Source organism: Pantoea sp. MHSD4, from assembly GCF_021043305.1.
In the GTDB taxonomy this organism is placed as follows: domain Bacteria; phylum Pseudomonadota; class Gammaproteobacteria; order Enterobacterales; family Enterobacteriaceae; genus Pantoea; species Pantoea eucalypti.
In genome coordinates this window covers 364,272-381,055 of the sequence record NZ_JAJNDH010000003.1, presented here as the reverse complement: position 1 = coordinate 381,055, position 16,784 = coordinate 364,272, and the positions used below count along the sequence as shown (strand labels likewise).

The 16,784-nt window shown below is 55.0% G+C and carries 14 protein-coding genes; 3 read left to right on the top strand and 11 right to left on the bottom strand.

Features of this window, described 5'->3' with window-relative positions; translation table 11 throughout:
• Positions 1-4 precede the first annotated feature (4 nt).
• A complete protein-coding gene (ribF, locus tag LQK91_RS12270; protein ID WP_039658806.1) occupies positions 5-934 on the bottom strand; it encodes a bifunctional riboflavin kinase/FAD synthetase in 930 nt (309 codons plus the stop codon).
• Between the two features lie 306 nt (positions 935-1,240).
• Here ribF and rpsT point away from each other — a divergent pair, with 306 nt between their 5' ends.
• Complete coding sequence (gene rpsT, locus LQK91_RS12265) at positions 1,241-1,504, top strand: 30S ribosomal protein S20 (protein WP_008925553.1); 264 nt, start codon at positions 1,241-1,243, stop codon at positions 1,502-1,504.
• A 36-nt stretch (positions 1,505-1,540) separates the two neighbouring features.
• Here rpsT and nhaR read toward each other — a convergent pair whose 3' ends face one another.
• The 4 genes from nhaR to dnaK form a co-directional block, all read right to left on the bottom strand.
• A complete protein-coding gene (gene nhaR, locus LQK91_RS12260) occupies positions 1,541-2,458 on the bottom strand; it encodes a transcriptional activator NhaR (RefSeq protein WP_003854832.1) in 918 nt (305 codons plus the stop codon).
• 31 nt (positions 2,459-2,489) lie between these two features.
• On the bottom strand, positions 2,490-3,668 hold the full coding sequence (gene nhaA / locus LQK91_RS12255) for a Na+/H+ antiporter NhaA (RefSeq protein ID WP_003854833.1): 1,179 nt from the start codon (positions 3,666-3,668) through the stop codon (positions 2,490-2,492).
• Between the two features lie 198 nt (positions 3,669-3,866).
• Complete coding sequence (gene dnaJ / locus LQK91_RS12250; protein ID WP_003854835.1) at positions 3,867-5,012, bottom strand: molecular chaperone DnaJ; 1,146 nt, start codon at positions 5,010-5,012, stop codon at positions 3,867-3,869.
• A gap of 104 nt (positions 5,013-5,116) precedes the next feature.
• Positions 5,117-7,027: a molecular chaperone DnaK gene (dnaK, locus tag LQK91_RS12245; RefSeq protein ID WP_003854836.1), complete on the bottom strand. Its 1,911-nt coding sequence runs from the start codon at positions 7,025-7,027 to the stop codon at positions 5,117-5,119.
• Positions 7,028-7,329: 302 nt separating this feature from the next.
• Here dnaK and satP point away from each other — a divergent pair, with 302 nt between their 5' ends.
• On the top strand, positions 7,330-7,899 hold the full coding sequence (gene satP / locus LQK91_RS12240; protein WP_078804756.1) for an acetate uptake transporter: 570 nt from the start codon (positions 7,330-7,332) through the stop codon (positions 7,897-7,899).
• A 50-nt stretch (positions 7,900-7,949) separates the two neighbouring features.
• Here the strand turns inward: satP and LQK91_RS12235 are convergent, their stop codons facing one another.
• The 3 genes from LQK91_RS12235 to tal all read right to left on the bottom strand — a co-directional run bounded on the left by LQK91_RS12235 (position 7,950) and on the right by tal (position 11,029).
• Complete coding sequence (locus tag LQK91_RS12235; RefSeq protein WP_105099547.1) at positions 7,950-9,257, bottom strand: MFS transporter; 1,308 nt, start codon at positions 9,255-9,257, stop codon at positions 7,950-7,952.
• Positions 9,258-9,362: 105 nt separating this feature from the next.
• Positions 9,363-9,950, bottom strand: a complete 588-nt coding sequence (gene mog, locus LQK91_RS12230; protein WP_039658809.1) for a molybdopterin adenylyltransferase — start codon at positions 9,948-9,950, stop codon at positions 9,363-9,365.
• Between the two features lie 125 nt (positions 9,951-10,075).
• Positions 10,076-11,029 carry a transaldolase gene (gene tal / locus LQK91_RS12225; protein ID WP_003854842.1) on the bottom strand — a complete coding sequence of 318 codons (954 nt, stop codon included), beginning with the start codon at positions 11,027-11,029 and terminating at the stop codon, positions 10,076-10,078.
• Between the two features lie 208 nt (positions 11,030-11,237).
• Between tal and yaaA the strand changes: the two genes are divergently transcribed.
• On the top strand, positions 11,238-12,011 hold the full coding sequence (gene yaaA, locus LQK91_RS12220) for a peroxide stress protein YaaA (RefSeq protein ID WP_105099546.1): 774 nt from the start codon (positions 11,238-11,240) through the stop codon (positions 12,009-12,011).
• 79 nt (positions 12,012-12,090) lie between these two features.
• On the opposite strand, the gene thrC is transcribed toward yaaA, so the two are convergent.
• From thrC to thrA, 3 genes are read right to left on the bottom strand one after another with little or no spacing between them, the layout of a single operon-like run.
• The gene (gene thrC, locus LQK91_RS12215; protein WP_105099545.1) at positions 12,091-13,374 is read right to left on the bottom strand and encodes a threonine synthase; all 1,284 of its coding nucleotides are present in this window, start codon (positions 13,372-13,374) and stop codon (positions 12,091-12,093) included.
• Between the two features lie 3 nt (positions 13,375-13,377).
• Positions 13,378-14,307 carry a homoserine kinase gene (gene thrB / locus LQK91_RS12210; RefSeq protein WP_003854848.1) on the bottom strand — a complete coding sequence of 310 codons (930 nt, stop codon included), beginning with the start codon at positions 14,305-14,307 and terminating at the stop codon, positions 13,378-13,380.
• Between the two features lie 2 nt (positions 14,308-14,309).
• Positions 14,310-16,772, bottom strand: a complete 2,463-nt coding sequence (gene thrA / locus LQK91_RS12205) for a bifunctional aspartate kinase/homoserine dehydrogenase I (RefSeq protein ID WP_008925548.1) — start codon at positions 16,770-16,772, stop codon at positions 14,310-14,312.
• Between the last annotated feature and the right edge of the window lie 12 nt (positions 16,773-16,784).

Sequence of the window (16,784 nt, the reverse complement as noted above, 5' to 3'; positions counted from 1 at the left end):
CAGGTTAAAGCAGCCCAAAGAACTGCCGGGCCGTTACCACATCGTTCGCAATTTGTTCTTTCAACGCCTCCAGTGAGGCAAAGCGCTGCTCGTTTCGTATTTTCTGTTTCAGCACCACATCAATGTGACGACCATAGAGATCGATATTGATGTCGAGCAGGTGAACTTCAAGCTGCTGGCGTAAACCTTTTACGGTCGGACGGGTGCCGATATTAGCAACACCCGGCAGTGGCTCGGGCGTCAGACCCTGTACCTCCACGGCATACACTCCTTTCACCGGCGTGACGCTGCGGCGTAAAGGGAGGTTCGCAGTCGGGAAACCCAGCGTGCGTCCCAGTGCATCACCGTGCACGACGCGGCCGGAAATAGTGAAGGGATGACCTAACAGCGACTGCGCCAGCGCTAAATCATCCGCAGCCAGCGCCTGACGCACGGCAGTGCTGCTGATTCGCTTACCACCGTCACAGAAGGTTTCGGTGCTGACGACCTCAAAGCCATACTCCACACCGGCTTTCTGTAATAACAGGAAATCCCCCTGGCGACCAGCGCCGAAGCGGAAATCATCACCTACCGCAAGGTACTTTACATCCAGCTTGTCGACTAACAGGTCACTGATAAAGCGCTGTGCAGACAAGGCCGCAAAGCGACGATCAAACCGCACGCACAACACTTTATCCACACCCGCTTCCGCCATATAGCGCAGTTTTTCACGCAGGCGTGTCAGGCGCGCCGGGGCTTTATCACCGGCAAACAGCTCCAGCGGCTGTGGCTCAAATACCATCACCACGACGGGCAAGTTACGCTTACGTCCCTCTTCACACAGTCGCGACAGCAGCGCCTGATGCCCGCGATGTACACCATCGAAATTACCAATGGTCAGAACGCAGCCGCGATGCTGCTCGTTAAGATTATGAATACCGCGGATAAACTTCATGGCTGGCCCAAACCGGTGGAAATCGGCGGATTATACCCTTGAAAGCGGCTCAGGTTAACCCGTCTGCACGCCTTTCATGCTTTAGCGGCTGCATTTCCTGTTGCAGATGTGCATGTTAAGAATTTTGTCGCTAAATACTGTATTCAGTGAGGGGAAGCTGGTAGAATCTTGCGCCATCAAATACGTAATCGAGTGCCGTTCTTAGAGCGACGCTTATTTGCACAAATCCATTGACAAAATCAGGTTAGAAGGGCATAGTCCTCGGCCTTTGATTTGTCTCTATAGAACACATTTGGGAGTTGGACCTTGGCTAATATCAAATCAGCTAAGAAACGCGCCGTAACATCTGAGAAACGCCGTAAGCATAACGCTAGCCGCCGCTCAATGATGCGTACCTTCGTTAAGAAAGTATACGCGGCGATCGCTTCAGGCGACAAAGCTGCTGCGCAGAACGCATTCAATGAAATGCAACCACTTGTGGATCGTCAGGCCGCTAAAGGTCTGATCCACAAAAACAAAGCTGCACGTTATAAATCTAACCTGACTGCACAGATCAACAAACTGGCTTAATCGCCTCTTGTTAATCGCTTTGTTGAAAAAGCCGGCTTACGCCGGTTTTTTTTCGTCTGTACTCTGGCGGGGAAAGAGTCCGCTGAAGTCTGCGTGACAGAGACGCTGCACCGCCGGATGCTGAATCATCCGTTCGGCAAAGATGATATGGTACTCCTCTGACACGGTATCTAGCCGACCAACCTCTGTAACCGCATCACGCTGCCCGCTATCCTGCTCATCCAGCACTGGCGCGACAAATATGGCATTCTTACGCGCACCAAACGCCTTCATCAGTGCCGCATCATCAAACTCCCCCAGAATCTCCACCTGCAGCCCCTGAGTCGTAATCCAGTTGAGGATTTTCCGGCCGAGCATTGAGCGGCGTCCTGGAATCAGCAGCGGACGCGCTTCCAGACAGGCAGGAAAAGTGAGACCGGTGAGCGGCTGAGCAGACCAGAAACTGACCGGGCACTCCCCCAGCTTCACCGAAAACAGCCCTTCCTGTTGAGTGGGGTCGATGGAGCAGTCAGAGATAATCATATCCAGCTTATGCTGACTGAGCTGCTCCAGCAGCATTTCGTGGGTCGACTCAAAACAGCGCAGATGCGTCTTCTCCTCTGCAACCACCGCCGTTTCCAGCACCTTACTGACCAGCTGCTTAGAGAGCGCATCGGCGACTCCGACATCCAGCAACAGGTGGGACTCCTTGCGGTAGTTCACGATATCCAGCATCTCCTGACCCAGCATAAACATGCGGTCAGCATAGCGGAACACGAGTTGCCCCAGTTCAGTCGGCACCAGTCCCCGGCCCTGACGACGGAACAGCTTGCCCTGCAGGCGCTCCTCAAGCGTCTTAATCTGCCCGGTAATGGTCTGGGGAGTCAGAGAGAGTACCTCTGCTGCCGCTGTCACAGAGCCGCTTTTGCAGATCTGCCAGAAGTAATAGAGATGGTTAAAATTGAGCTGATTCATCGAAAAAAAGGAGGCTTTCGCCTCCTCTCCATTAACGCAGTTTAATCCGCAGCAGGGTATAACCAATAACCGCTGACAGCACAGAACCCGTCAGGATCCCCAGTTTAGAGAAGGTCACAAGCTGCTCATGTGCCGAATCGAAGGCGAGCGAACTGATGAAAATAGACATCGTAAAACCGATGCCGCACAGCACGCCAATCGCCATGATATCGCGGATGGTGGTGCCGTGAGGTAATACCGCCAGCCGCAGTTTGACAGCCAGCCAGCAGAACAGGGTAATGCCCAAAGGTTTACCGATTAACAGGCCGAGGATGATGCCAGACGGCTCCGGTGAAAAGACATCACTCAGCGTAATACCGGTCAGTGAAATACCGGCGTTCGCGAAGGCAAACAGCGGCAGAATAAGCCAGTTCACCCACGGCATCAGACCGTGCGCCAGATGTTCTGCGGGTGAATGCCCTTCTCTCTTTTCCAGCGGTATGAAGAAGCCCACAATGACGCCCGCCAGCGTGGCATGGACGCCGGACTTCAGCACGGCGGTCCAGAGCACGATCCCAACCAGCATATAGACCGAGATTTTACGGACATTAAAGTAATTGAGCAGTGCCAGCACAACAATCGCCCCTGCCGCAACGCCCAGGGAGAGCATTGAGAGGCCACTGGTGTAGAACAGGGCGATAATAACGATAGCCCCAAGATCATCGATAATCGCCAGCGCCATCAGGAAAACTTTCAGTGCTGCAGGAACACGGCTGCCAAGCAGGGCGAGGACACCCAGAGCAAACGCGATATCGGTCGCCGTAGGGATAGCCCAGCCGTTGCGTGCTATCTCATCACCATGGTTGAAGCCGAGGAAAACAAGCGCGGGCAGTGCCATACCGCCTAATGCCGCAATGACGGGAAAGATCGCCTTGTCACGGCTTGCGAGTTCGCCGACTATCAGCTCACGCTTCACTTCCAGACCAATCAGCAGGAAAAACAGCGCCATCAGCGCATCATTGATCCATAACAGCAGATTTTTACTGATATCCAGTGCACCGAAGCGGATTTGAACGGGTTCATTGAGAAACGCCTGATAGCCGTGAGCGGTTTCGGCAGAGTTGGCGAGAATCATGGCCGCCACAGCTGCCATGATTAACACCATGCCATTACTGGCGTCACTTTCAATGAAGCTTTTAAGCAGGTTTTTGAGACTACGAGGCTTATTCAACGTTTATCTTCCTGATCAGCGATAGAAAGATAAAGAGTGTAGCGGCTCATATAGTTCGTTAAAAGCAGCTTATGCCTCGCCTTTCCTTCGGTTTAACCGAATTAAGGGCGAAAAGCCGGTTGATGCTAATAACAGATGGCGTATAGCATCCAGCAAAAAAAACGGAGCCCGCGGCTCCGTTTTTTAGTCTGATACGGTTTAGCGTGTCAGATCGTCAAAGAATTTCTTCACACCGTCGAAGAAGCTCTTTGAGCGTGGGCTGTTATGCTCGCCGCTTGGGCCGCCAAAACTCTCTTCCAGTTCACGCAACAGCGTTTTCTGTTTTTCGTTCAGGCTGACCGGTGTCTCCACCACAACACGGCACAGCAGATCGCCGACCGCGCCGCCACGGACAGATTTGACGCCACGTCCGCGCATGCGGAACAGCTTGCCGGTCTGGGTTTCTGACGGCACTTTCAGCTTCACGCGACCATCCAGTGTCGGTACTTCAATCTCACCGCCCAGCGCCGCCATTGCAAAGTTGATCGGCACTTCACAGTAAAGGTTGTTCTCTTCACGTTCGAAGATCGGGTGCTTCTTCACCGAGACCTGAACGTAGAGATCGCCCGCTGGTGCGCCCTGCTCGCCCGCTTCACCTTCGCCACTCAGACGGATGCGATCGCCGGTGTCGACCCCTGCCGGGATTTTCACTGACAGCGTTTTCGACTTCTCAACGCGGCCATGGCCATGACAGGCGTTGCACGGATCTTTAATCACCGAGCCACGACCATGACAGGTCGGACAGGCCTGCTGAACAGTGAAGAAGCCCTGGCGCATCTGCACCTGGCCTGCACCGTGACAGGTTGAACAGGTTTGTGGCTGGGTGCCCGCTTTCGCGCCGCTGCCGTGGCAGACATCACACTCTTCCAGCGTTGGAATGCGGATCTCTTTGGTCACGCCGCGTACCGCTTCTTCCAGCGACAGCTCCATGTTGTAGCGTAAATCGGCGCCACGGGATGCGCGCTGACGGCGTCCACCACCAAAGATGTCACCGAACACGTCGCCAAAGATATCGCTGAAGTCTGCACCGCCGCCACCAAAGCCGCCGCCGCCGAATCCACCGCCACCCATGCCGCCCTGTTCAAAGGCTGCATGACCATACTGATCGTAAGCCGCACGCTTCTGCGCATCGGTCAGGATTTCGTACGCTTCCTTGACCTCTTTGAATTTAGCTTCGGCTTCTTTATCACCTGGATTGCGGTCCGGGTGAAATTTCATTGCCAGGCGTTTGTAAGCCTTTTTGATTTCACGCTCGTCCGCGGATTTGGCGACGCCTAAAATCTCGTAGTAATCACTCTTCGCCATGTTTATTTAGCCCTTAACATGATCGCACGGGCGTGGAGAGATCTCCTACGCCCGTGCTGGTTTCAACGGCTGTCAGGCCAACCGTCGCGCCCGGTCAGGGGCAATTATTTCTTGTTGTCTTTCACTTCTTCGAATTCAGCATCGACAACGTCGTCATCTTTCTTCGCTGACGCGTCACCGGCATCTGCTGCACCCGCCTGAGACTGCTGTGCTGCTTCCATCAGTTTGCCAGACACTTCCATCAGCGCCTGCATTTTGGCGTCGATTTCCGCTTTGTCTTCGCCTTTCAGCGCAGTTTCCAGCGCGGCCAGTGCGGCTTCGATTGGCGCTTTGTCATCAGCTGACAGTTTGTCGCCTGCTTCTTCCAGCTGCTTACGCGTGCTGTGGGCAATCTGGTCACCCTGGTTACGCGTCTGAACCAGCTCTTCAAACTTACGGTCAGATTCAGCATTCGCTTCCGCATCACGCACCATTTTCTGGATCTCATCATCGCTCAGACCTGAAGAGGCTTTGATGGTGATTTTCTGCTCTTTACCGCTGTTCTTGTCTTTCGCTGATACGTGCAGGATACCGTCGGCATCGATGTCGAAGGTCACTTCGATCTGCGGCATACCGCGTGGCGCATTCTGGATACCGTCGAGGTTGAACTGGCCCAGTGACTTGTTGTCATTGGCACGCTTACGCTCACCCTGCAGCACGTGAATGGTCACGGCTGACTGGTTATCTTCAGCCGTCGAGAAGACCTGGCTGTGCTTGGTTGGGATGGTGGTGTTCTTGCTGATCAGCGAGGTCATCACGCCACCCATCGTTTCGATACCCAGTGACAGCGGGGTAACGTCCAGCAGCAGCACGTCTTTCACGTCGCCACCCAGTACACCACCCTGAACCGCAGCACCCACAGCAACCGCTTCGTCCGGGTTCACGTCTTTACGTGGCTCTTTACCGAAGAACTCAGTCACTTTGGCCTGAACCAGTGGCATACGTGTCTGACCACCGACCAGGATAACGTCGTTGATGTCTGAAACAGACAGGCCGGCATCCTGCAGCGCAACTTTCAGAGGCGCGATTGAGCGTGCAACCAGATCTTCAACCAGTGATTCCAGTTTAGAACGGGTCACTTTGATGTTCAGGTGCTTAGGACCGGTCGCATCTGCCGTGATGTATGGCAGGTTAACGTCGGTCTGCTGTGCAGAAGAAAGCTCGATTTTTGCTTTCTCTGCGGCTTCTTTCAGACGCTGCATCGCCAGTGGATCGTTGTGCAGATCAATACCCTGGTCTTTTTTGAATTCAGCAACCAGATAGTTAATCAGGCGGCTATCGAAGTCTTCACCACCCAGGTGGGTATCACCGTTGGTCGCCAGAACTTCAAAGGTTTTTTCGCCGTCAACTTCGTCGATCTCGATGATTGAGATATCGAAGGTACCGCCACCCAGGTCATAAACCGCGATGGTGCGGTTGCCCTGGCCTTTATCCAGACCGTATGCCAGTGCTGCTGCAGTCGGTTCGTTAATGATACGTTTGACTTCCAGACCTGCGATACGGCCGGCATCTTTGGTCGCCTGGCGCTGCGCATCGTTGAAGTAGGCCGGTACGGTAATAACCGCTTCAGTCACTGGCTCACCGAGGTAATCTTCGGCGGTCTTCTTCATTTTCTTCAGCACTTCAGCAGAGATCTGCGGAGGTGCCATTCTCTGACCTTTTACTTCCAGCCATGCGTCGCCGTTGTCAGCGCCGGTGATTTTGTACGGCATGATTTTAATGTCACGCTGTACTTCTTCGTCCTGGAAGCGACGACCGATCAGACGCTTAATTGCGAACAGGGTATTCTGCGGGTTGGTCACTGCCTGACGTTTAGCCGGTTGACCGACCAGAATTTCGCCATCCTGTGTATACGCAATAATTGAAGGCGTGGTGCGATCGCCCTCGGCATTTTCCAGCACGCGTGCTTTGGTGCCATCCATGATCGCAACACAAGAGTTGGTTGTACCCAGGTCAATACCAATAATCTTACCCATCTAAACATCTCCCACTTAAATTCGTTGCCAATTTGGGTTGTGAACCTTTTATGTGGGCGAGTTGTTTGCATTCAACCTGCCAGCACATGCTTTTTTTCCAACGTTCACAACGCTCGATGACAAGTAAATGGGGCCGCTTCGATGCGCATCAAGGGTTAAACCAAAAAAAATTTTTTATCGCTGGCCCTGCCGGGATCAAAGAACGCTGACACAACGCTGAATATGATGCGTCCCCTTGCTCCTCCCGGGGAGCAGGATGGAATCCGTTTATGTAATCAACACTCTTTCACTGCCGAGGAATTATGGCGAATTCAACGCTGGCTAACCCTGCCCCGCTGGGATTGATGGGTTTTGGCATGACAACCATTTTGCTGAACCTGCACAACACGGGCCTGTTTGCCCTGGATGTCGCAATTTTAGCGATGGGGATTTTTTATGGCGGGATCGCGCAGGTGCTGGCCGGTCTGCTGGAGTTTAAGAAGAACAATACCTTTGGGCTGACGGCTTTTACCTCATACGGCATGTTCTGGTTAAGCTTCGTGGCGATCCTGCTGTTACCGCAAATGGGTCTGGCAAACGCGCCTGATGAACGCTTCCTGGGTGTCTGGCTGGCACTGTGGGGCATCTTCACGCTGTTCATGTTTATCGGCACACTAAAAGGTACGCGGATGCTGCAGTTTGTTTTCGGCTCGCTTACGCTGCTGTTTCTGCTGCTGGCCGTGGCTCATCTCATGCACCTGCCTGCGCTGGTGGTCTCTGCGGGCTGGATGGGGATCATCTGTGGTGCCAGCGCCTGCTATCTGGCGATGGGCGAGGTGCTGAATGAAACCTTTGGCCGCACCCTTTTGCCGATTGGCGCAAAAATACGTTAAGCATATTTTCAGCCATAAAAAAACGCGGAGCCTGGCTCCGCGTTCTTACTTTACAACGAATTAATCCCCTGATTTAGTCCCGGCTCGTGGCTGACATCACGCCGCAGCCAGATCCCTGTCAGCAATCCCACCAGCGCCAGCGCCATCACATACCAGCACGGTGCCATCACGGAGACATTCATCAGCAGCGACACCAGGATCGGTGTCAGGCCGCCAAAGATCGCGTAGGAAAGATTGTAGGAGAATGAGAGTCCGGTAAAACGCACCTCTGCCGGAAAGGCGCGCACCATCACAAACGGCACCACGCCGACGATACCGACGCTGAGCCCCGCCACGCCATAGAGCAGGAAGAGCTGCTGCGGATAGAGGGCGCTCAGGTGATAAAACTGCCAGCTACAGATCGCCAGCAGCAGGCTGCCGACACACAGGGTACGACTGGCACCAAAACGATCCGCAGCGAGTCCGGCAATAATGCAGCCAATGCAGAGCATTATGGTGGCAATGCTGTTGGCCTGCAGAGTCAGTGCGGGCGCGATGCCCTGCTGCTTCTGCAGCCAGACCGGCGACATCAGGATCACCACGACGATGCAGGCGGAGAGCAGCCAGGTCAGCAGCATGGAGATCACAATCGACTTTTTATGCTCCGCCAGCACGGTTTTCAGCGGCAGGGTTTCAGCCAGCGCTTTACGCTGCTGCATCTCAATGAAGACCGGTGTTTCATGCAGCCAGCGGCGCAGGAACATCGCGAGCAACCCAAATACGCCGCCCAGGAAGAATGGAATGCGCCAGCCGCCGTCATGAATGGCCTGCTGCGACATCGAGGTATTGATCAGTGTCGCCACCAGCGACCCCAGTAAAATGCCGATGGTCAGCCCGGCCGTCAGCGTGCCACAGGCGATGCCGATACGTTTATAAGGCACGTGTTCAGCGACAAACACCCACGCGCCGGGCACCTCTCCGCCAATCGCCGCGCCCTGCAACATCCGCATCAGCAACATCAGCAGTGGCGCTGCAATCCCAATCGTCTGCCAGGTGGGCAGAGCGCCCATCATCAGGGTCGGCAGCGCCATCAGCAGAATGCTCAGGCTGAACATCTTCTTGCGCCCGAGCTTGTCGCCAAAATGCGCCATCACAATGCCGCCCAGCGGACGTGCCAGATAGCCTGCGGCAAAAATGGCAAACGTCTGCAGCTGTCGCAGCCACTCCGGAATATCTGCGGGGAAGAAGAGCTCGCCAATCACCGTGGCGAAGAAGACAAAAATGATGAAGTCGTAGAATTCCAGCGCGCCGCCCAGCGCGGCCAGCGCCAGGGTTTTATAATCCTTACCGGTCAGACGCTGTGTGTGAGTCGGATTCATAATATTCCAGAGGCAAAGAGAGAACGTTGTAAAGATAGCCTTACTATACCGTCAATCTTTTGCCACACCAGCCAGGCTATAGCTTATGCCTGAAATGGGGAATATTTAGTTATTTATCTCACGTATCGCGCTTTTAGGCCGAAAAGCTGCTACGACCTCGCGATGTGTTTCGACATAAGGCCCTTCCAGCAGCTGTAAACAATAGGGTACGGAAGCAAAAATGCCGTGCACTTTTACGTTGCCCTGCTCATCCTTCAGCCCTTCCAGCGTCTCTTTGATCGACTTCGGCTGACCCGGAAGGTTGAGTATCAGCGACTGTTTGCGGATTACCCCAACCTGACGCGACAGAATCGCGGTCGGCACAAACTGCAGGCTGATCTGGCGCATCTGCTCACCAAAACCCGGCATTTCCCGATCGGCAACGGCTAAGGTGGCATCCGGCGTCACATCGCGCCGGGCCGGACCGGTGCCGCCAGTGGTTAACACCAGGTGGCAAAAGCGCTCATCGACCAGCTCGCAGATCGCGTGCTCAATCATCGGCTGCTCGTCAGGCACCAGACGGGACTCAATCTCAAACGGGCTGCTGAGTGCGCGACTCAGCCAGCTCTCCAGCGCGGGGATCCCCTCATCCTGATAGATGCCGTTCGCGGCGCGATCGGAGACCGAGATCAGGCCAATGCGTAATGTATTCATGATTAGCTTCGCTGTGATTTACCGCGGTGCGGTGGAGTAAAAGGGGAATAGCAGAGAGGATAATATAAAGTGAAAGGGTCGGAAAAGGGAAAACCGTGGCAGCCTGCGCCGCCACGGTCAGCCGGTTACAGCAGTTCTGCCAGCATCTTCTCAAGTTTGCCCTGATCAACGGCAAAGTTGCGGATACCTTCTGCCAGCTTCGCAACGGCCATAGGATCCTGGTTGTGCTGCCACAGGAACTCAGACTCGGTCATGCGGGCCGGACGCGCTTTCACTTCGCCGCTGTAGCTCAGTTTACGCTCCAGGGTGCCTTCGCTCTCTGCCAGCTCTTTCAGCAGCGCAGGAGAAATGGTCAGACGGTCACAGCCAGCCAGCTCGATGATTTCGCCGACGTTACGGAAGCTCGCGCCCATCACGACGGTTTCATAGCCGTGCTGCTTGTAGTAGTTGTAGATTTCAGAAACTGAAACCACGCCTGGATCTTCGTGCGCGGCATACTCTTTCTTATCGGTGTTCGCTTTATACCAGTCGAGGATACGGCCAACAAACGGAGAGATCAGGAACACGCCCGCTTCGGCACAGGCACGCGCCTGAGCAAAGGAGAACAGCAGAGTCAGGTTACAGTTGATACCTTCTTTTTCCAGCTGCTCTGCAGCACGGATGCCCTGCCAGGTAGACGCCAGTTTGATCAGGATGCGGTCATTGCTGATACCGGCATCATTGTAGAGTTTGATCAGGCTGCGGGCTTTCGCGATGCTGCCTTCTGTGTCGTAAGAGAGACGCGCATCGACTTCAGTCGAGATGCGGCCTGGGATCAGTTTCAGAATTTCCAGACCAATGTTAACGGCCAGCTTGTCAGAAACCAGCTGCAGCTGCTCTTCTTTGTTGCTGCTCTGCTCACGCGCCCAGCTAATCGCTTCATCGATCAGTTTACGGTATTCAGGGATTTGTGCGGCGTTGAGAATCAGAGAAGGGTTGGTGGTGGCGTCTTGTGGCTGATACAGCTTCATGGCTGCAATGTCACCGGTGTCGGCGACTACGGTAGTAAGCTGACGCAGGGAGGTAAGTTTGTCCGTCATGTTCTTTTCTCTTAGTTAACTGTCAGTGTGAAAAAAGCTGTTGCGATAATATCACGCGTCAACGGTGGCGCAAGGTCAGGGAATGCCGTTTACGATAGCGCGAACAAATAGGAGTGATTCGTCATTCTTTGCGGCTTTTTTGGTACACTGCGAAGCCTGATAAGCCGCCAATGCCCTGTTAAACCAGGCATTAACCGAGGAAGCAACTATGTTGATGGTGATCTCTCCTGCCAAGACGCTGGATTATGAAAGCCCGCTGGCGACAACGCGTTTCACCCAGCCTGCGCTGTTAGAAAAGTCACAACAGCTGATTGAGATTGCGCGCGATCTGTCACCCGCCAGCATCGCCTCGTTAATGGGCATCAGTGACAAACTGGCGCACCTCAATGCCGATCGCTTTAACAGCTGGCACCCCGACTTCTCACCTCAGAATGCCCGTCAGGCTATCCTGGCGTTTAAAGGTGATGTCTATACCGGTTTGCAGGCCGACACCTTCAGCGAACAGGATTTCGATTTTGCTCAGCAGCATCTGCGCATGTTGTCGGGCCTGTATGGCGTGCTGCGTCCGCTCGATCTCATGCAGCCTTACCGGCTGGAGATGGGCATTCGTCTGGCGAATCCGGCGGGTAAAGATCTCTACACCTTCTGGGGCGATCTCATCACTGAAACATTGAATGCCGCACTGGCAGAACAGGGTGATGAGGTGCTGATCAACCTCGCGTCAGACGAATATTTCAGGGCGGTTAAGCCGAAGAAACTGCAGGCACAGCTGATTAAGCCGGTGTTCCTTGATGAGAAGAATGGCAGCTATAAAGTCATTAGCTTCTATGCCAAAAAGGCGCGTGGATTGATGAGTCGCTATGTGATTCAGCAGCGTCTGACAACGCCGGAACAGCTTAAGGCGTTTGATGTGGATGGCTATCGTTTTGATGCGATCAGCAGCAGCGAGAGCGAGCTGGTCTTTAAGCGCGCGGAGCAGTAACAAGCGCGCGGAGCAGTAACGCCCACGCACTCTACCTGCCATAAACAGGCTTCCCGCAACCGGGAAGCCTTTCACCGCATTACTTCAGCAGGAACGCCCGCAGCGAGGCGAAGTCACCTTTCATCTGATGCGACAGCAGTGGCAGATCGGCGCGCTCCGCTAACTCCGGCGGCAGCGTCAGGGTCTGCTCAAGAATCGCTTCCACGCTTTCGCGGAATTTCGCCGGATGCGCAGTGCCGAGGAACAGACCGTATTCGCCTTCCTGCAGCTGATCGCGCAGCAGACGCCAGGCGATGGCAGCATGTGGCTCGGAAACGTAGCCAATCTCCGCCAGTTCACGCATGGCAGCACGCGTGGTCTCATCAGAAACCGCACCACAGGCGAGATCGGTTAAGCGCCAGGTTTTACGGCGGAACAGCTCTTCCACTCGCGGCCAGTTGTTAGGCTGGCTGACATCCATGGCGTTCGACAGCGTAGAGACCGTCTGGTTAGGCTGCCACTCGCCGTTGCCGAGGAAGCGCGGCACCGTATCGTTAGCATTCGTGGCAGCGATAAAGCGTTTGATAGGCAGGCCCAGTGATTTCGCCAGCAGACCGGCCGTCAAATCACCAAAGTTGCCGCTCGGCACAGAGACCACCAGCTGATTGCGTTTTTCCTGTGGCAGCTGTGCGACCGCCTCAAAGTAGTAGCAAATCTGCGCCAGCAGGCGGCTGATGTTGATGGAGTTAGCCGAGTTCAGGCCAATCGTCCGCTTCAGCGCTTCATCATCGAACGCCTGTTTGACCAGCGACTGGCAGGCATCAAAGTCGCCGTCGATAGCGATGGTTTCAATGTTGCCGCCCAGCGTACAGAAGAGTTTCTCCTGCAGCGGACTGATTTTGCCCTGCGGATAGAGGATCACCACACGCACGTTCTTCATGCCGTAGAACGCGTGCGCCACAGCCGCACCGGTATCACCAGAGGTGGCGGTCAGAATCGTGATCTGCTCATCAGAGCCTGAAACATACGACAGCATCTGCGCCATAAAACGGCCGCCGAAATCTTTAAATGCCAGCGTCGGGCCGTGAAACAGCTCCAGACAGGCGATATCTTCGCTAACGGCTTTCACCGGGGCCGGGAAGGCAAAAGCGGCTTTAACACGCTCCTGCAGCTGCTGGGCCGGAATCTCGTCACTAATGAAAGCCGAGAGAATTTTGCTGCTGCGGCTGACAAAATCCATCTCCAGCATCGCGTCGATGTCGGTCAGTTCAAACTCTGGCAGTTCCAGCGGAAAGAACAGACCCTGCTGCGACCCCAGACCCTGTTTCACCGCCTGGGCGAAGCTGACCTGCTCGTTGTGATCCTTAAGATTGTAGAGTTTCATGCGTTATCCCAATTGTCGTGCGCCAGCCGTGTCGAGACGGCAGATATGGACGAAGCCTTCATCATTCTGCAGATAGTGCTGGCTCAGCCAGTCAGCCATCCGCTGTGCCGTTTCCATCTGATTGCAAACGGCGAAAAGTGTCGGACCAGAGCCTGAGATACCGCACGCCAGTGCGCCAATATCTTTCGCGGCCTGTCGCGCCTCGGCGAAGCCAGGCAGCAGTCGGGTCCGGTAAGGTTCTGCAATCACATCCTGCATCAGTTTAGCTGCCAGCTGCGGCTGACGCGTATGACAGGCGTGAATGAAGCCGGCCAGCAAACGGCCATGTTTGATACAGTCCTCTTTGCGGTATTGTGCCGGTAAAATAGCGCGCGCTTCTGCGGTTGAAACTTTGATGCCCGGATAGGCCATCACCCACAGCCAGTCGTCAAAGCCCGGCACCGCCTGGCTGATGATCTCATTTTCCTGCAGCATCAGCTGAATGCCACCGAGGAAGCAGGGAGCGACATTATCATAATGCACGCTGCCGGAGATCCGCCCTTCCAGCTCGCCCATCAGCGTCAGCAATGTGCTGTCGCTGAGTGGCTTGCCGCAGAATTCGTTCATCGCCATTAAACCGGCCACTACCGAGCAGGCGCTGGAACCCAGACCGGAGCCGATGGGCATATTCTTCTCCAGAGTCATCGCCACCGGGATCGCTTTGCCCACCGTCTCGCAGAAAAGCTGCCAGCACTGATAGACAATATTCTCTTTCGGATCGGCGGGCAGCTTGCTGACAAAACGTCCGGCGTTGGTCAGAGAAAACTGCTCAGCTGCTTCCACAGAGACACAGTCACCCAGCAGGGAGCCATCGACCGGCGACACCGCCGCGCCCAGCACATCGAAGCCGACGCTGACGTTGCCAATCGAGGCCGGTGCGTAAATTTTTACCATGATTAAACTCCCAACTTCCATGACAGCGTACGCAGCAGATCGGCAAAAACACCGGCCGCTGTGACATCATTTCCTGCACCGTATCCACGCAGCACCAGCGGAATCGGTTGATAGTAACGGCTGTAAAACGCCAGGGCATTCTCGCCGTTTTTCACTTTATAGAGCGGATCGTTGCCGTCAACGGCGTCGACCTTCACTTTACAGACGCCACCCTCTTCGATCACGCCCACGTAGCGCAGGACTTTGCCCTCATTCTGCGCTTGTGCAACGCGATCGGCAAAGGCGTTATCCAGCTCGGGCAGACGCTGCATAAACTGCTCAACATCCTGAATTTCGGTCAGACTGGCGGGCAGCAGCGGCTCGATCTCAATATCACTCATCTCAAGCTGATGACCCGCTTCACGCGCCAGGATCAGCAGCTTACGCGCCACATCAGTGCCAGCCAGATCGTCACGCGGATCGGGCTCGGTGAAGCCCATCTCACGCGCCATGTTTGTCGCCTGCGACAGCGAAACGCCTTCATCCAGCTTGCCGAAGATAAACGACAGTGAGCCAGACAGGATGCCGGAGAAACGCAGCAGTTCATCACCCGCGTTCATCAGGTTCTGCAGGTTTTCGATCACCGGCAGTCCGGCACCGACGTTGGTATCGTAAAGGAATTTTCGACGCGATTTGGCGGCGGCGGCACGCATCTGCTGATAGTAATTCCAGGATGACGTGTTGGCCTTTTTGTTCGGCGTCACCACATGGAAGCCTTCGCTGAGGAAGTCAGCATACTGATCGGCAACGGCCTGGCTGGAGGTGCAATCCACAATCACCGGATTGAGCAGATGATACTCTTTTACCAGACGGGTCAGACGGCCCAGGTTAAAGGGCTCTTTGGCTTCGGCTAATGCCGACTGCCAGTTGCTTAAATCAATACCGTGAACGTGGGTTAACAACGCCTGCGAGTTAGCGATACCGCACACACGCAGGTCGATATGCTTTTTCTTCAGCCACGCCTGCTGGCGATGCAACTGATCCAGCAGCGCACCACCGACTCCGCCGACACCCACCACGAACACTTCGATCACCTGATCGGTGGCGAACAGCATCTGATGCACCACGCGCACGCCGGTGATCACTTCGTCATTATTCACCACGACCGAGATAGAACGCTCAGAGGAGCCCTGCGCTATCGCCACGATATTGATATTGGCGCGTGCCAGTGCCGAGAAGAATTTTGCTGAGATGCCGCGCAGGGTGCGCATGCCATCACCCACTACCGAGATCACCGCCAGGTTTTCAATGATATCCAGCGGATCGAGCAGCCCATCTTTCAGCTCCAGATAGAACTCCTCTTCCAGCACATGACGCGCCCGCGCCAGCTCGCTCTGCGGCACGCAGAAACTGATGCTGTATTCGGAAGAGGATTGGGTGATCAGCACGACAGAGATGCCGGTACGCGACATGGCCGCAAAGACTCTGGCCGCCATTCCGACCATCCCTTTCATGCCGGGACCGGAGACGTTCACCATCGCCATATTATTCAGGTTAGTGATGCCTTTTACCGGGCTTTCATCCGGCTCGCCTTCGGCACCAATCAGGGTGCCGGGTGCCTGTGGATTGGCGGTATTTTTGATCAGGCAAGGGATCTGGAACTGGGCAATCGGCGCGATGGTGCGGGGATGCAGCACTTTGGCACCGAAGTAGGAGAGCTCCATCGCCTCCTGATAGGACATCGACTTCAGCAGACGCGCATCCGGCACCTGACGCGGATCGCAGGTATAGACGCCATCTACATCGGTCCAGATTTCACAGCAGTCGGCGCGCAGACAGGCGGCCAGCACAGCGGCTGAATAGTCTGAACCGTTGCGGCCCAGCACTACCAGCTCGCCACGCTCATTACCGGCCGTAAAACCCGCCATCAGGATCATGTTTTGTGGTGGAATTTGACTGGCTTCGATGCGGCGGGTCGATTCGGCAATATCAACTGTGGATTCCAGGTAGTGGCCTATTGCCAGCAATTTCTCCACCGGGTCGATCACGCTGACCTCATGACCGCGTGCCTGCAGCAGCGCTTCCATGATCGCAATCGAGAGTTTTTCTCCGCGACAGATAATCGCCGCGTTCACGCTGTCCGGGCACTGTCCCAGCAGGCTGATACCGTGCAGAACCTGTTTTAACTGCGCAAACTCAAGGTCAACGCGGGTTTTGAGTCGATCAAACTCAAAGCCCGGCTGTGCATCAGCCAGTCCCTGCAGCAGCTCGCTGAAAATGCGTTCGGCGTCGCTGATATTCGGCAGAGCGTCCTGACCACTGATGGTTTTTTCAATCATCGCCACCAGATGGTTAGTGATCTTTGCTGGCGCAGAGAGCACGGTTGCAACCTGTCCTTGTTGCGCATTACTTTCCAGAATGTCAGCGACGCGAAGAAAACGTTCCGCATTCGCTACCGAGGTCCCGCCGAATTTCAGCACTCGCATGATATAAACTCT